The sequence below is a fragment of the Pantoea agglomerans genome (assembly GCF_021397715.1).
Lineage (GTDB): Bacteria > Pseudomonadota > Gammaproteobacteria > Enterobacterales > Enterobacteriaceae > Pantoea > Pantoea astica.
Genome location: NZ_CP090207.1, coordinates 3771887 through 3786300 on the forward strand (window position 1 = coordinate 3771887; position 14414 = coordinate 3786300).

Annotated in this window: 12 protein-coding genes; 8 read left to right on the forward strand and 4 right to left on the reverse strand. The window is 61.4% G+C overall.

Translation table 11 applies throughout. The features are described from left to right. Positions 1–24: 24 nt before the first annotated feature. Both LZU96_RS17955 and LZU96_RS17960 read left to right on the forward strand, forming a co-directional pair. Complete coding sequence (locus LZU96_RS17955; protein WP_233985463.1) at positions 25–234, forward strand: MbtH family protein; 210 nt, start codon at positions 25–27, stop codon at positions 232–234. Then, positions 227–4153 (forward strand): enterobactin synthase subunit F, encoded by a 3927-nt coding sequence (locus LZU96_RS17960; RefSeq protein WP_233985464.1) that lies wholly within the window; start codon positions 227–229, stop codon positions 4151–4153. Before LZU96_RS17955 ends, LZU96_RS17960 begins: the two co-directional genes overlap by 8 nt. Positions 4154–4206: 53 nt before the next feature. Here LZU96_RS17960 and LZU96_RS17965 read toward each other — a convergent pair whose 3' ends face one another. The 3 genes from LZU96_RS17965 to fepD are packed head-to-tail and all read right to left on the reverse strand — an operon-like array spanning position 4207 to position 6967. Continuing rightward, a complete protein-coding gene (locus tag LZU96_RS17965) occupies positions 4207–5004 on the reverse strand; it encodes an ATP-binding cassette domain-containing protein (protein ID WP_233985465.1) in 798 nt (265 codons plus the stop codon). After that, positions 5001–5981, reverse strand: coding sequence for an iron-enterobactin ABC transporter permease (fepG, locus tag LZU96_RS17970; RefSeq protein WP_233985466.1), 981 nt, complete (start codon positions 5979–5981; stop codon positions 5001–5003). Before fepG ends, LZU96_RS17965 begins: the two co-directional genes overlap by 4 nt. Then, a complete protein-coding gene (fepD, locus tag LZU96_RS17975) occupies positions 5978–6967 on the reverse strand; it encodes a Fe(3+)-siderophore ABC transporter permease (protein ID WP_233985467.1) in 990 nt (329 codons plus the stop codon). The genes fepG and fepD overlap by 4 nt, the downstream gene beginning before the upstream one ends. Before the next feature lie 145 nt (positions 6968–7112). Here fepD and entS point away from each other — a divergent pair, with 145 nt between their 5' ends. After that, positions 7113–8363, forward strand: coding sequence for an enterobactin transporter EntS (entS, locus tag LZU96_RS17980; protein WP_233985468.1), 1251 nt, complete (start codon positions 7113–7115; stop codon positions 8361–8363). Positions 8364–8393: 30 nt separating this feature from the next. On the opposite strand, the gene fepB is transcribed toward entS, so the two are convergent. Continuing rightward, positions 8394–9353 carry a Fe2+-enterobactin ABC transporter substrate-binding protein gene (gene fepB, locus LZU96_RS17985; protein WP_233985469.1) on the reverse strand — a complete coding sequence of 320 codons (960 nt, stop codon included), beginning with the start codon at positions 9351–9353 and terminating at the stop codon, positions 8394–8396. A gap of 177 nt (positions 9354–9530) precedes the next feature. Between fepB and LZU96_RS17990 the strand changes: the two genes are divergently transcribed. Genes LZU96_RS17990 through LZU96_RS18010 form a run of 5 tightly spaced genes read left to right on the forward strand, consistent with a single transcriptional unit; the run spans position 9531 to position 14387 of the window. After that, complete coding sequence (locus LZU96_RS17990; protein WP_233985470.1) at positions 9531–10709, forward strand: isochorismate synthase; 1179 nt, start codon at positions 9531–9533, stop codon at positions 10707–10709. 10 nt (positions 10710–10719) lie between these two features. Then, positions 10720–12336 (forward strand): (2,3-dihydroxybenzoyl)adenylate synthase, encoded by a 1617-nt coding sequence (locus tag LZU96_RS17995; protein WP_233985471.1) that lies wholly within the window; start codon positions 10720–10722, stop codon positions 12334–12336. 19 nt (positions 12337–12355) lie between these two features. Continuing rightward, the gene (locus LZU96_RS18000) at positions 12356–13210 is read left to right on the forward strand and encodes an isochorismatase family protein (protein ID WP_094122259.1); all 855 of its coding nucleotides are present in this window, start codon (positions 12356–12358) and stop codon (positions 13208–13210) included. Further along, positions 13207–13965, forward strand: a complete 759-nt coding sequence (dhbA, locus tag LZU96_RS18005) for a 2,3-dihydro-2,3-dihydroxybenzoate dehydrogenase (protein ID WP_233985472.1) — start codon at positions 13207–13209, stop codon at positions 13963–13965. The genes LZU96_RS18000 and dhbA overlap by 4 nt, the downstream gene beginning before the upstream one ends. Positions 13966–13967: 2 nt before the next feature. Next, positions 13968–14387, forward strand: a complete 420-nt coding sequence (locus LZU96_RS18010; RefSeq protein WP_233985473.1) for a hotdog fold thioesterase — start codon at positions 13968–13970, stop codon at positions 14385–14387. The last annotated feature ends 27 nt before the right edge of the window (positions 14388–14414 follow it).

Consider the following 14414-nt stretch of genomic DNA (forward strand, 5'->3'; position numbering starts at 1 on the left):
GCACTGCATGGGCAGGAGACCGATATGCAACAACTCAACCCCTTTGACGATCCGCAGCAGGAATGTCGCGTACTGATCAATAATCAGCAGCAGTACAGCCTGTGGCCCGCCTTCCGGGCCGTTCCGGCAGGCTGGCAGCCGGTGTTTGGACCGCAGCCCCAGGCGCTTTGCCTGAGCTGGCTGAATGAAAACTGGCACGATATTCGCCCGAAGCGCGGGAGCGACGATGTCTGAGATCACCATGACCCCAAATCTGACTGAACAGAAAACGTTACCGCTGGTGGCCGCTCAGCCTGGCATCTGGATAGCAGACCAGCTCTCTCCGCACGCCAATGCCTACGCGGTGGCGCACTTTGTCGAGCTGCGCGGGGCGATCAACAGCGCGCTGCTGGCCAAAGCCATCGTTGCCGGTATGCAGGAAGCGGACACGCTGAATATGGCGTTCGGCGAGCAGGAGGGCGAACCCCTGCAGTGGCCTGCGCCGCAGCGCTTTGCTGAGCCGCAGGTGATTGACCTGCGCAGTTCAGCCGATCCAGTAGCTGCGGCACGGGCGCTGATGCAGCAGGATATGTCCGGTGACCTGCGGGTGCTGAGCGGCGCGCCGCTTTATCATCACAGCCTGCTGCGGTTAAGTGACGATCACTGGTACTGGTATCAGCGTTATCACCATCTGGTGGTCGATGGCTTCAGTTTTACCGCCCTGACCCGCCGTATCGCCAATCTCTACAGCGCCTGGCAGCGCGATGAAGCGCCGGAGCCGACGCCCTTTACCCCGTTCAGTGAGGTGGTTGACGAGTACCTGCGCTATCAGCAATCCACCGGCTGGCAGCGTGATGCGCAGTTCTGGCGTGAAAAAGGCGCACAGCTCCCCGCGCCCGCCTCGCTGTCCGATCTGCCGCTGGCCGGTCAGAGCGCCAGTACCGATCTGCTGCGACATACCTTTGCGCTGGATCGCAGCGCATTTCAGACGTTGCTGACGCATACCCGACAGCAGCAGCTCAGCGCGGCGGACACCGCCATTGCGCTGGTCTCGCTGTGGCTGGCGCGTCTCAGCGGGCAAAACGACTTTGCGGCAGGTTTCATCTTTATGCGCCGCATCGGTTCCGCGGCACTGTGCGCCACCGGTCCGGTGATCAATGTGCTGCCGATGGCGGTACACAGCGACCCGGCCCAGCCGCTGAGCGTACTGGCAGCGCAGCTGGCGGGCGAAATAAAGAAAATGCGTCGTCATCAGCGCTACGATGCCGAGCAGGTGCAGCGTGATCTTGGCCGCTCCGGCGACAGCGATCCGCTCTACGGGCCGGTCATCAACCTCAAGATGTTCGATTACCAGCTCGATTTTGCCGGTATTGAAGGCGTAACCCACCAGCTCGCCTCCGGCCCGGTGCGCGATCTGGAAATTGCTATCTACCTCAGCGAGCAGGGCGATGTGACGCTGGAGCTGCTGGCAAACGCCGAGCGCTACCGCGAAACGACCCTGAAGCAGCACGCCAGCCGCTTTGCGCTGATGCTGTCACAGCTGGCCGCCAGTCCCGACGCTCCGTGCGGCGAACTGGATATGCTGACGCCCGCTGAACATCAGCAGTTAGCGGCTCTCAATAACACCACGATGCCATTGCCGGCGGAGACGCTGAGCAGCCTGCTGTTCAGCCAGGCACAGCGTACTCCGCTGGCACCGGCGCTGGCGGATGAGGCGCATCAGCTCAGTTATCAGCAGATGCAGCAGCAGGTCGCGGCGCTGGCGCAGCAGTTGGTTGCGCAGGGCGTGGCGCCGGGCGATATCGTCGCCGTCGCACTGCCGCGCTCGATCTTCCTGTCGCTGGCGCTGCAGGCCATCGTCAGCGCGGGCGCCACTTATCTGCCGCTCGACACCGGCTATCCCGACGACCGCCTGCAGATGATGCTGGAAGATGCCGCGCCGAAAACCCTGATCACCTGCCGTGAACTGGCTGACCGGCTGGCGGCCCTTTCACCGGTCACGCCGCTGTTTTACGACGCGCTGCTCACGCCGGTCCGGACGGCAATCGGACAGCAGCCGCATCCACAGGATGGCGCTTACCTGATCTATACCTCCGGCTCCACCGGTCGGCCAAAAGGAGTGCTGGTCAGCCATCAGGCGATCGTCAACCGCCTGCTGTGGATGCAGGATCACTATCCACTCAGCAACGATGATGTGGTATTGCAGAAAACCCCGAGCAGCTTCGACGTGTCGGTCTGGGAATTTTTCTGGCCGCTGATAGCTGGCGCACAACTGGTGATGGCCCCGCCAGACGCGCATCGCGATCCGGAGGCGCTGCAACAGCTGTTCGCCCGCCACCGCGTTACGACGACCCATTTTGTTCCGTCGATGCTGGCTGCCTTTGTCGCCACGCTGCAGGATGATGATGCCGTGGCGCGCTGCGCGACGCTGCGCCAGGTATTCTGCAGCGGCGAAGCGTTACCGGCCGATCTGTCACGTCAGTGGCAAACGCTGACCCAGGTCGCCCTGCACAATCTCTACGGTCCGACCGAAGCAGCGGTGGATGTCAGCTACTACCCGGCATCGGGTGAGGAACTGGCGGCGGTCGAAGGTGCCAGCGTGCCGATTGGCTTCCCGGTGTGGAATACCGGCTTACGGATTCTGGATGCCGGTCTGCAACCGGTGCCGCCTGGCGTGGCCGGCGATCTCTATCTGACCGGCGTACAGCTGGCACACGGTTATCTGGATCGTCCCGACCTGACCGCCAGCCGTTTTGTTGCTGACCCATATGGCGACGGCAGCCGGATGTATCGCACCGGTGATGTTGCTCGCTGGCTGAATAACGGTGCCGTTGAATACCTTGGCCGCAGCGATGATCAGCTCAAAATTCGCGGCCAGCGCATTGAACTGAATGAGATCGATCACGCCCTGGCTGCCCTGCCCGGCGTGGCGCAGGCGGTAACGCACGCACGGGTGCTGGGCGGCGGAAACGATCAGCAGGGTGATGCCCGTCAGCTGGTGGGCTATGTGGTGGCAGATCAGCCGATTGATGCCGCAGCGATGCGGCAGGCACTGGCGACGCAGTTACCGGCACATATGGTGCCGGTCGCCATCGTCCAGCTGGCCGCGTTACCGCTCAGCAGCAACGGCAAGCTGGATCGTAAAGCGCTGCCGCTGCCAGCAACGCAAACCGCAGACGCCGGGCGCGCCCCGCATCCGGGGCTGGAAACCACGCTGGCGCAGGCGTTTACCACCCTGCTGGAGCGGGAGTCGGTCAGCGCCCAGGATGATTTCTTCGCTCTCGGCGGCCATTCGTTACTGGCGATGCGGCTGGCGGCACAGTTGCGTCGTCGCCTCAATCAGCCGGTTTCGGTCGGCCAGATTATGGTTGCCGCCACGGTGGAAAAACTGGCGGCCTTGCTGAGCAGTGAAGCGGCGGAGGCCAGCCGTGCCGGTTTTGAAGCGGTGCTGCCGCTGCGGCGCGGCAACGGGCCGACGCTGTTCTGCTTCCATCCGGCCTCCGGCTTTGCCTGGCAGTTCAGCGTGCTGCAACGCTATCTCGATGCGCGCTGGTCGCTGCTGGGTATTCAGTCGCCAGACCTCGCCAGTCCGCTCAACCAGGCACCGCATCTCGATGCGGTGTGTGAAGCGCACCTGGCAACGATTCGTCAGCAGCAGCCGCAAGGTCCTTACTATTTCCTCGGCTATTCGCTGGGCGGAACGCTGGCGCAGGGTATCGCGGCGCGGCTGGAAGCAGCAGGTGAAACCGTCGCCTTCCTCGGCCTGCTGGACACCTGGCCACCGGAGACGCAGAACTGGGATGAGAAACGCGGGGAAAACGTGCTGGACCCGGCGGTACTGGAAGAGGTGAACCGGGAGCGCGAACAGTTTATCGCCGCGCAGCGCCAGCAGGCGGGCGAAGGGATGGAGGCGCTGTTTACCACCATCGAAGCCAACTACGCCAGCTCGGTGCGACTGCTGGCCACCGCCCGCAGCGCGCACTTTACCGGTCGTGCCACCCTGTTCCTGGCGCAGCAGACGCAGCAGCCCGGTCAGGATGCCCGTCGCGCCTGGTCGCCCTACGTCGCCGAACTGGAGATCTGGCCGCTGGATTGCACCCACGTCGAGATCATTTCGCCGCGGATGTTTGAGCAGATTGGGCCACGTCTGCAGCAGTTGCTGTCAGCGTTTTAATCTGTCGGCGCGCGGCTGAGTGCTGCGCGCCTTCCCAACGGCTGAAGGCCGGATCAGCGGGCTGCGCGTCCCAGCGGCACAATCATTGGGGTATGCGCCACCGGATCGTCAACAATCATGCAGCGCAGGCCGTAAATGGCCTCAATCAGTGCCGGCGTCACGATATCAGCCGGTTTGCCTTCCGCGATAATCTCTCCATCACGCATGGCGATCAAATGGCTGGCGTAGCGACACGCCTGATTAAGGTCGTGCAGCACCACCACCAGCGTACGACCATGCTGCTGATTAAGATCCTGCATGAGTTCCAGCAGCTCAATCTGATGGGCGATATCCAGCCAGGTGGTCGGTTCATCCAGTAACAGCAGCGGCGTTTGCTGCGCCAGCACCATCGCAATCCAGACCCGCTGCCGCTGCCCGCCGGACAGCGTATCGACCTGCTGCTGTGCCAGATCGGCCACGCCGGTCGCCAGCATCGCCTGCTGCACCGCCGCTTCATCTTCCTGACGCCAGCGGCCAAACAGCGGCTGATGCGGATAACGCCCGCGCGCCACCAGTTCACTGACGCTGATGCCGGCAGGCGCATTCGAGCTTTGCGGCAGCAACCCGAGACGGCGCGCTACCTCTTTGGTGGAGTAACGGGCGATTGCATTGCCATCCAGCAGTACCTCACCCCGTAACGGCGCGGCCAGCCGGCTCAGAGTGCGCAACAGCGTCGATTTCCCGCAGGCGTTGGGGCCAATAATTACCGTCAGTTCCCCGTCAGGGATGGTGACCGACAGGTTCTCCGCCACGATCTTTTTGTCGTAACCGAGCGTCAGCGCGTCGCCCTGCAAACGTGTTGTCACTGTCATTGGCGTCGCGCCTCCCGCACCAGTAGAGCAATCAGATAAAGTCCGCCCAGGCTGACCGTGATGACGCCAACCGGCAGCTGATAGGGCAGGAAAAAGTGCTGCGCGGCGTAGTCAGCAGCGGTGAGCAGCAGCGCGCCGCACAGCGCCGCCAGCGGCAAGGCACCTTTGATGCCGCCGCACAACCGGCGGGCGATCTGCGGTGCCAGCAGGGCGATAAACGAAATCGGCCCGACCAGCGCGGTTGACGCCGCCGTCAGGATCACCCCGACCAGCATCAGCAAAATACGACTGCGCTCAACCGGAACGCCCAGCGCGCAGGCGGTATCATCGCCCATCTCCAGCAGCCGCATGCGCCGCGCCAGCAGCGCCGTCGCCAGCAGCGCCAGCAGCAGCACGCTGATCACCGGCGTGGTTTTCGCCCAGCTGATGCCGTTCAGCGAGCCAGCACTCCACAACCCGGCGCTCAGTGCCGCTTCCAGTGAAGCGCTGATAATCAGCCAGCTATTCAGCGCCATCAGCAATGCCCGCACGCTGATACCCACAATAATCAGGCGAAAAGTCTCAACACCGTTGCGCCAGCTAAACAGCCAGACCACACCCGCGGTCAGCAAGCCGCCGGTCAATGCCGCCAGCGTCATACCTTCCATATTCTGCTGAAACAGCACCAGCGCCACCAGCACACCGCTGTAAGCCCCGGTGTTAAAACCCAGAATGTCCGGACTGCCGAGCGGGTTGCGCAGCAGCGACTGAAAAATAGCGCCGCTGACGCCCAGCGCACCACCAATCAGCAGTGCCATCATCACCCGCGGCAGACGCCATTCCAGCACGATCAGCTGAATATTGCGTGCCGCCTCACCGTTGATCACCTGCCAAAGCTGAGCCGCCGGGATCGGCAAGGTGCCGCGCGTCACGCCGAGAAAGGCCAGCGCCAGACAGGCCAGCAGCAGCCAGGTGCCATTGAGTACGACGCGTTTCATACCGCACCTCTGCCAGCCTTGCGGCGCACCAGCACAATCAGCATCGGGGCACCGAGAATCGCCGTCACAATCGACACGCGCAGCTCGCCCGGCACCAGCACCCGGCCGAGAATATCGGCGGCCAGCAGCAGACAGGGCGTGATAAGAAGGGTACCCGGCAGCATCCAGCGATGATCGTTGCCGAGCAACCAGCGTGCCAGATGCGGCGTCATTAATCCGACAAAGGCAATCGGGCCTACCGCGGCCGTCGCGGCCCCGCTCAGCAAGGCAATCGCCAGCAGTCCGATCAGTTGGGTGCGGACAACGCGGGTCCCGAGCGCCGTCGCCATATCACCGCCCATGCTGAGGCTGTTGAGCGACCGGGCCAGCAGCAGCGCCAGCAGAGAGCCGACCACCACCGCGGGAAACGTCGTGCGCAGAATGGCAAAATTGCGGATATCCAGCGACCCGCTGTGCCAGAAACGCAGGTGGTCGTAGATGTCAGGATTAAGCAGCGACAAGCCGGAGGTTAAGCCTTCCAGCACCGCGCCCAGCGCGACCCCGGCCAGCGTCAGCCGTACCGGATTGACCCGCCCGCCACCGACCGCCCCGGTCAGCGCCACCAGCAACGACGCCAGCAGCGCGCCGCCAAAGGCAAAACCGAGCCAGTCAATCGGGGAATCCGCACCATAGAGCGCAATGCCGATCACTACCGCAAAACCTGCACCGGCATTAATACCCAGGATTCCGGGATCGGCCAGCGGGTTGCGTGTCAGGCTCTGCATCAGCGCGCCCGCCACGCCCAGACCTGCGCCCGCCAGCAGCCCGGCCAGGGTACGCGGCAGCCGGGCATCACGCACAATGATGCAGTCTGCGCTGGAGCAGTTGGTCAGCAGTGCCTGGGTGACATCATGGAAGGCTATGGATTTGGCCCCCAGCATCAGGCTGAGCGCGAGGAGCAGCAACAGCAGCATCCCTGAGCCTGCTATTACATGGAATTGACGCATCACAGTTAAACCTTTACGGATTCAATGGCATCGGGATGGAAACCATTATGATAATGATACTTGTTATCGTTATTACGCATTTTTTGTATGTTACCATGACTCGCAAACTCAATGATGAGGAAAATGGGTGCAAAAAGGCGACGTTATGAACAAACCCTCCCACTTTATCGATCTCAGCCTGCTGAAAACCCATCCCGCTTTTCGCGCCGTGTTTATTGCTCGCTTCATCTCGATTGTCGCGCTCGGTATGCTGGCGGTCGCCGTCCCGGTGCAGATTCAGCAGTTAACGCAATCGCCGTTGCTGGTGGGTCTGGCGGTCACGCTGGCCGGTGCCGGTATGTTTATTGGCCTGCTCACCGGTGGCGTACTGGCCGATCGCTATGAGCGCCGCCGCCTGATCCTGTTTGCCCGTTCAACCTGCGGCCTCGGTTTTGTCGCCCTGTGTGTGAATGCGCTGCTGCCTGCTCCGTCGGTGATCGCGGTGTTTGTGCTGGGCCTGTGGGATGGCTTTTTTGGGGCGATCGGCGTGACCGCGCTGCTGGCCGCCACACCAGCGCTGGTCGGCCGCGAAAACATTATGAAAGCGGGCGCGATCACCATGCTGACGGTGCGCTTTGGCGCCATTCTGTCACCGGCGATTGCCGGGCTGGTGATCGCCCACGGCGGCGTGGCCTGGAACTACGGACTGGCGGCGCTCGGCACCTTGCTGACGGTACTCACTCTGCTGCGCCTGCCGACGCTGGCCCCACCGCCACAGCCGCGTGAACATCCGCTGACCGCCTTATCCGCCGGGATGGGTTTCCTGTTTGCCAGCCCGATAGTCGGTATGGCGGCGCTGGTTGGCGCGCTGGTGACCTTAGCCAGTGCGGTACGCGTACTCTATCCGGCACTGGCGCCACACTGGCAGGTCGGGCTGGAGCAGCTGGGGCTGATGTATGCCGCCGTGCCGCTCGGGGCCGCGGTCGGAGCCTTAACCAGCGGCCGGCTGGCGCAGTCAGCGCAGCCGGGCCGCCTGATTCTGGCCAGCGCCATTGCCGCCTTTATTGCCCTTACCCTGTTCAGCCTGATGCCGTGGTTCAGCCTGAGCCTGGTCTGCCTCGCCGCGTTTGGCTATTTCAGCGCCATCAACAGCCTGGTGCAATATGCTCTGATCCAGACGCTGACCCCGGATGCGCTGCTTGGCCGGATCAACAGCCTGTGGACAGCGCAGAACGTCACCGGTGACGCGATTGGCGCGGCGATGATTGGTGCGATGGGTTCACTGCTGCTGCCGCAACAGGCGGCAGGCCTGTTGGGACTGGCCGCCATCGTGCTGGGGATGGTGATGTGGCTACTGATGGCGCGTTTGCGCCGCTATCAGCCGCCTGCTGCTGAGCAGGCGGAATCCACCGGTTAGAAGCCGCCTGCCCTGCGCAGACGGCGGATATCAGGATTTAACGAACAGCGTTTCCAGCCGCGTCAGCAAATTACTGGCGCTGTAGAAATCAAGCCGGAAGGTATCCAGCCCCAGCGCATAAACCGCGCTGGCACGCACCGCTGGGGTCTGCGCCAGGAAAGGGTTCTTCATCACCTGCTCTGCGGTCTGCGGCTCAGCGGCAAACAGCAGATAGGTGTGACCATTCAGTCCCGCCGCCAGATTTTCCCCTGACAGCTGAATAATGTCTTTACGCTGCCCCATGCTGTGACCGTGCTGCATGTCGGCTGGCGGCGTGGCCAGGGTGAACCCCAGTTGCTGCAGCAATTTTCCCTGCGCCGATGCCTCGGTCCAGAGATTAACGGCGCGACCGTCACCGTTCCAGACCATGGCGGAAACCGGCTGCGGCGGCAGCGTTAAGGCGGATTTAAGCGCTTTTTCCTGCGCATCAAACGCGCTGATGCGAGCGGCGGCGTCAGATTCATGACCGGTTGCCTCACCCAGTAGCGTCACCAGCTGCTGCCAGCTCTTATCGTCATAGTTGATCACCAGAACCGGTGCGATAGCGGTCAGCTGATCGACCAGTTTGATCGCCGAATCATTGCCGGTGGCGCTGACCACAATCAGGTCCGGTGCTTCCGCCGCAATCGCTTCAGCATTGGGCTCGCCAATATAGAGACGTTTTACGCCGCGCTGTTTTGCCACCTCGCCCCACTGACGGAAGAACCCCTGCCCATCGGCCAGCCGGCTGTTGGGTGCCGTTGCGCCACTGGCGATCACCGGAGCATTAATCGCCAGCAGCGATCCGGTCAGGGTGACGCTGGTCGAGACAATGCGGGTTGGCGCCTGGGATAAGGTCACACTGTCTTTTGCGCCGGCTATCGTGCGCGGCCAGCCGTTCTGAGCCGCCGCCGCGAAACTGATACAGAAGAAAAACAGCGCGATTGCCGCCTTTACACCACGTTTAGTCATAAATTTCAGTCCACTTTTCTGCTGGCAATTTGCCCTGCTGTTTGTGCTGATTTAACAGGAAAACGCAGCCGAAACACCGCGTATTTATTGACACTCCCGGCTAATCAACGTAGGTTACTGGGCCACAATACAAATGATAATCATTATTAATTATCTTATCATTTATAGGTGAAAATTATGGTGGAATCGTTGACGTTTGAACATCCCTTGTTGCAGGATTTCTCCGCGTTGTGCCGCGGTTTCCTGTTTACCTCTCCCTGGCAAAGCCTGACCACGCAAGGCTGTTTCACCACGCTGACCACCCCGGTCAACGATGGCGATGCGCTGACAGGGGATTTTCAGCAACAATTGCAGCACCATTTCGCCTCGGCCAGAAAACAGGGCATTACCCATCCGATTCTGGTAGGTGCGATTCCGTTTGACGTCAATCAGCCCTCGGCGCTGTTTATCCCTGAGTCCTGGCAAACCTTTAACCGCGCCGATCTGCACGCGGCAACCGCAATCCGTGAAAACGATCTGCCGCAGGTGCGCCGCCGCACGGCGGTACCGGATCATGACATTTTCACCGATATGGTGGCGCAGGCGGTCTCTGCTACGCAGCGTGGCGAGCTGGATAAAGTAGTGCTGTCGCGGCTGATGGATATCACCGCTGAACAGCCGGTGGATACCGCGGCCCTGATGCAACGCATCGTGGCGCAGAACCCGAACAGCTACCACTTTCATCTGCCGCTGCCGGAAGGCGGTGCGCTGGTCGGAGCCAGCCCGGAACTGATGATCCGCAAACAGGGCCACAGTTTCAGCTCCTGTCCGCTGGCCGGTTCGGCCCGCCGTGATGCCGACCCACAGCTGGACCAGGCGGCAGGCGATAGCCTGATGCGCTCAGACAAAGATCGCCATGAGCATAAGCTGGTGACCGATGCGATGCGCAATACGCTGCAAGCGCGCAGCCGGGTGCTGTCGGTGCCAGAGGTGCCGTCGCTGATCACCACCGCAACCCTATGGCATCTCGCCACCCTGATTGAGGGCGAGGTGCTCGACCCTCGTGAAAATGCGCTGTCGCTGGCCTGTCTGCTTCATCCGACCCCCGCCCTGAGCGGCTTCCCGCATCAGCGCGCCCAACAGCTGATTCAGCAACTCGAACCGTTCGAACGTCAGCTGTTTGGCGGCATTGTCGGCTGGTGCGACGATCAGGGCAATGGCGAATGGGTCGTGACCATTCGCTGCGGCACGGTGCATGGCCCGCGCGTGCGACTGTTTGCTGGCGCTGGCATCGTAGCTGACTCACAACCCGAATCAGAATGGCGCGAAACCGGCGTCAAACTCGACACCATGCTTCGCGCTTTTGGACTGCAATAAAGGAACCTGTATGACCCTTTCCTACAGCCGCTGGCCTGACGATCTGGCCGCGCGTTACCGCGAAAAAGGTTACTGGCTGGATCTGCCGATGACCGACATCCTCGAACGCCACCAGCAGCGCGACAGCGTGGCGGTTATTGATGGCGATCGACAGCTCACTTACCGCCAGCTGGCCCGTTTAAGTGACAACCTGGCGGCGGCGTTGCAGCGTCGTGGCCTGAAACCGGGTGATACCGCGCTGGTGCAACTCGGCAACGTGGCGGAGTTTTACCTGACGCTGTTTGCGCTGTTTAAAATTGGTGTTGCGCCGGTTAACGCGCTGTTCAGTCATCAGCGTACTGAGCTGACGGCGTACGCCAGCCAGATTGCGCCCCGCCTGCTGATTGCCGATCGCAGCCACGCGCTGTTCGCCGATGAGGCGTTTATTGACCAGCTGTGCTGCGATCATAACGGGCTACAGCAGGTGATCCTGCGCGGCAACGGCCAGGCTGAAAACAGCCTTGAAGCGCTGCTGGCCGAACCGGCGGGTGATTTTGTCGCTACGCCGACTGCGGGCGATGAAGTGGCCTTTTTCCAGCTGTCAGGCGGCAGCACCGGCACGCCAAAACTGATCCCGCGCACCCATAACGATTACTATTACAGCATCCGCGAAAGTGATGTGATCTGTGGCGTGACCGCTGACACCCGTTATCTGATCGCCCTGCCCGCAGCGCATAATTTTCCAATGAGCTCTCCGGGCGCGCTGGGGGTGTTTTACGCAGGCGGACAGGTGATTCTGGCCGCCGATCCCAGCGCCACGCTCTGCTTCCCGCTGATTGAAAAGCATCAGGTGACCGATACCGGTCTGGTTCCGCCCGCCGTGAGTCTGTGGCTGCAGGCGATTCAGGAATGGGGCAGCAATGCCGCACTGGCATCGCTGCAACGCATTCAGGTTGGCGGCGCGAAGCTGGGCGAGACGCTGGCGGCGCGTATTCAGACCGAGATCGGCTGCAAGCTGCAGCAGGTGTTCGGCATGGCGGAAGGCCTGGTGAACTACACCCGCCTTGATGATGATGAAACCACCATTCTGACCACCCAGGGTCGCCCGATCTCGCCGGATGATGAAGTGTGGGTCGCCGATGAACAGGGTAATCCGCTGCCGACCGGTGCCATTGGTCGACTGATGACGCGCGGGCCTTATACCTTCCGCGGCTACTACAACAGCCCGGAACATAACGCCGCCAGCTTTGATCAACAGGGTTTTTACTGCTCCGGCGATCTGATTGAGATCACCCCGCAAGGTAACATCATCGTCCAGGGCCGGGAGAAAGATCAGATCAACCGCGGCGGCGAGAAGATCGCGGCAGAAGAGATCGAGAATCTGCTGCAACGTCATCCGGATGTGATCCACGCGGCGCTGGTGTCGATGAACGATGAGCTGATGGGTGAGAAAAGCTGCGCCTTTATTGTGGCCCGTCAGCCGGTTAAACCGGTGGCGCTGCGTCGTCACCTGCGTGAATTAGGGGTAGCAGAATTCAAACTGCCCGACCGTATAACCTGCGTAGAAGCCCTGCCGCTGACCCACGTCGGCAAGGTGGATAAAAAACGTCTGCGCCAACAACTTGCCGATCAACAAGCGCAAGCCTGATCTGTCCGGAGATTTTTCTATGGCTATTCCAAAACTGACCTCTTATCCGCTGCCAGCCGCCACTGAGTTGCCGACCAACAAGGTAAAATGGGCGCTGGAGTCCGGTCGCGCCGCGCTGCTGATCCACGATATGCAGCGTTATTTCCTGAATTTCTGGGGCGAAAACAGCCCGCTGGTGGAGCAGGTGGTCGACAATATTGCCCGCCTGCGTCGTTACTGCAAAGCACAAGGGATTCCGGTGTTCTACACCGCCCAGCCCAATGCGCAGAGCGATGAAGATCGTGCGCTGCTCAACGATATGTGGGGACCAGGACTGAATAAGCATCCCGATCAGCAGAAGATCGTGGACGCGCTGGCACCGGATGCCGACGATCAGGTGCTGACCAAATGGCGCTACAGCGCCTTCCATCGCTCGCCGCTGGAGTCGATCCTGCAGGAGATGGGCCGCGATCAGCTGATTATCACCGGCGTTTATGCCCACATCGGCTGCCTGACCACCGCCACCGATGCGTTTATGCGCAACATTCAGCCGTTTATGGTGGCCGATGCGCTGGCGGATTTCAGCCGCGAAGAGCACATGATGGCGCTGACCTACACCGCAGGCCGCAGTGGCAAAGTGGTGATGACCGCCGACCTGATGCCGCTGCCGCTGAGCAAAGACGATTTGCGGGCGCTGATTCTGCCGCTGCTGGAAGATGATGACGTGCCGGAAGATGATGAAAACCTGATCGATTACGGTCTGGATTCGGTGCGGGTCATGGCGCTGGCGGCTCGCTGGCGTCAGGTGCACGGCGATATCGACTTTGTCAGCCTGGCCAAAAACCCAAGTATTGATGGCTGGTGGGCGCTGCTGTCACGGGAGCCTGCACAATGAGCCACGCATTCGACTTCAGCGGAAAAATTGTCTGGATAACCGGTGCCGGCCAGGGAATTGGTTATCATACCGCGCTGGCGTTTCATCAGGCGGGCGCGCAGGTTGAAGCCTTCGATCAACGTTTTCACGGCCACGACTACCCGTTTCCCTGTCATACGCTGGACGTCTCCGAGCCGGAGCAGGTGAAAACCCTTTGCCAGCGTTTGCTGGCGGTTCAGCCGCGCATTGATGTGCTGGTTAACGCCGCCGGTATTCTGCGGATTGGTGCCACCGATGAGCTGTCGTTTACCGACTGGCAGGCCTGTCTTAACGTCAATGCCGGTGGCGCGTTTAACCTGTTCCAGCAGACCCTGCCAGTGTTCCGGCAGCAGCGGGCGGGCGCGATTGTCACCGTCGCCTCAAACTCAGCGCACGCGCCGCGGATTGGCATGTCCGCCTACGGCGCATCAAAAGCGGCGCTGCGCAGCCTCTGCCTGACCGTGGGTCTGGAGATGGCGCCGTATGGCGTGCGCTGCAACATCGTCTCACCCGGCTCCACCGACACAGAGATGCAGCGCAGCCTGTGGCATACGCCGACCGGTGAGCAGGAGATGATCGCGGGCTTCCCGGATCAGTTTAAGCTCGGCATCCCGCTCGGAAAGATTGCGCAGCCGCAGGAAATTGCCGCCAGCGTGCTGTTTCTTGCCTCCGATCTCGCCAGCCATGTGACCTTACAGGATATCGTGGTGGATGGCGGCGCAACGCTGGGAGCCTGAAGATGTCAGCGATCTGGAAACGATCTATCGATCTTGCGGAGCTGAATGCGCTGGGTGAGAACTCGCTGGTGGCGCATCTGGGGATCATTTTTACCCTGATCGGTGATGATTATCTGGAAGCGACCATGCCGGTCGATGCCCGAACGCATCAGCCTTTTGGCCTGCTGCACGGCGGCGCGTCGGTGGTACTGGCGGAATCGATGGGTTCAATTGCGGGCTATCTGGCAACAGAGGAAGGCAGCAGCGTGGTGGGCGTGGAAGTGAATGCCAGCCATCATCGTGCGGTATCAAGCGGTGTGGTGCGCGGGATTTGTCGTCCGTTACATCTGGGTAAGCGCAGCCAGAGCTGGCAGATAGAGATTCGTAATAGTCGGGATCAGTTGTGTTGCAGTGCCCGTCTGGGCGTGGCGGTGATGCGCTAACGCCGGTGTGATGCTCCCTTTTCAGCC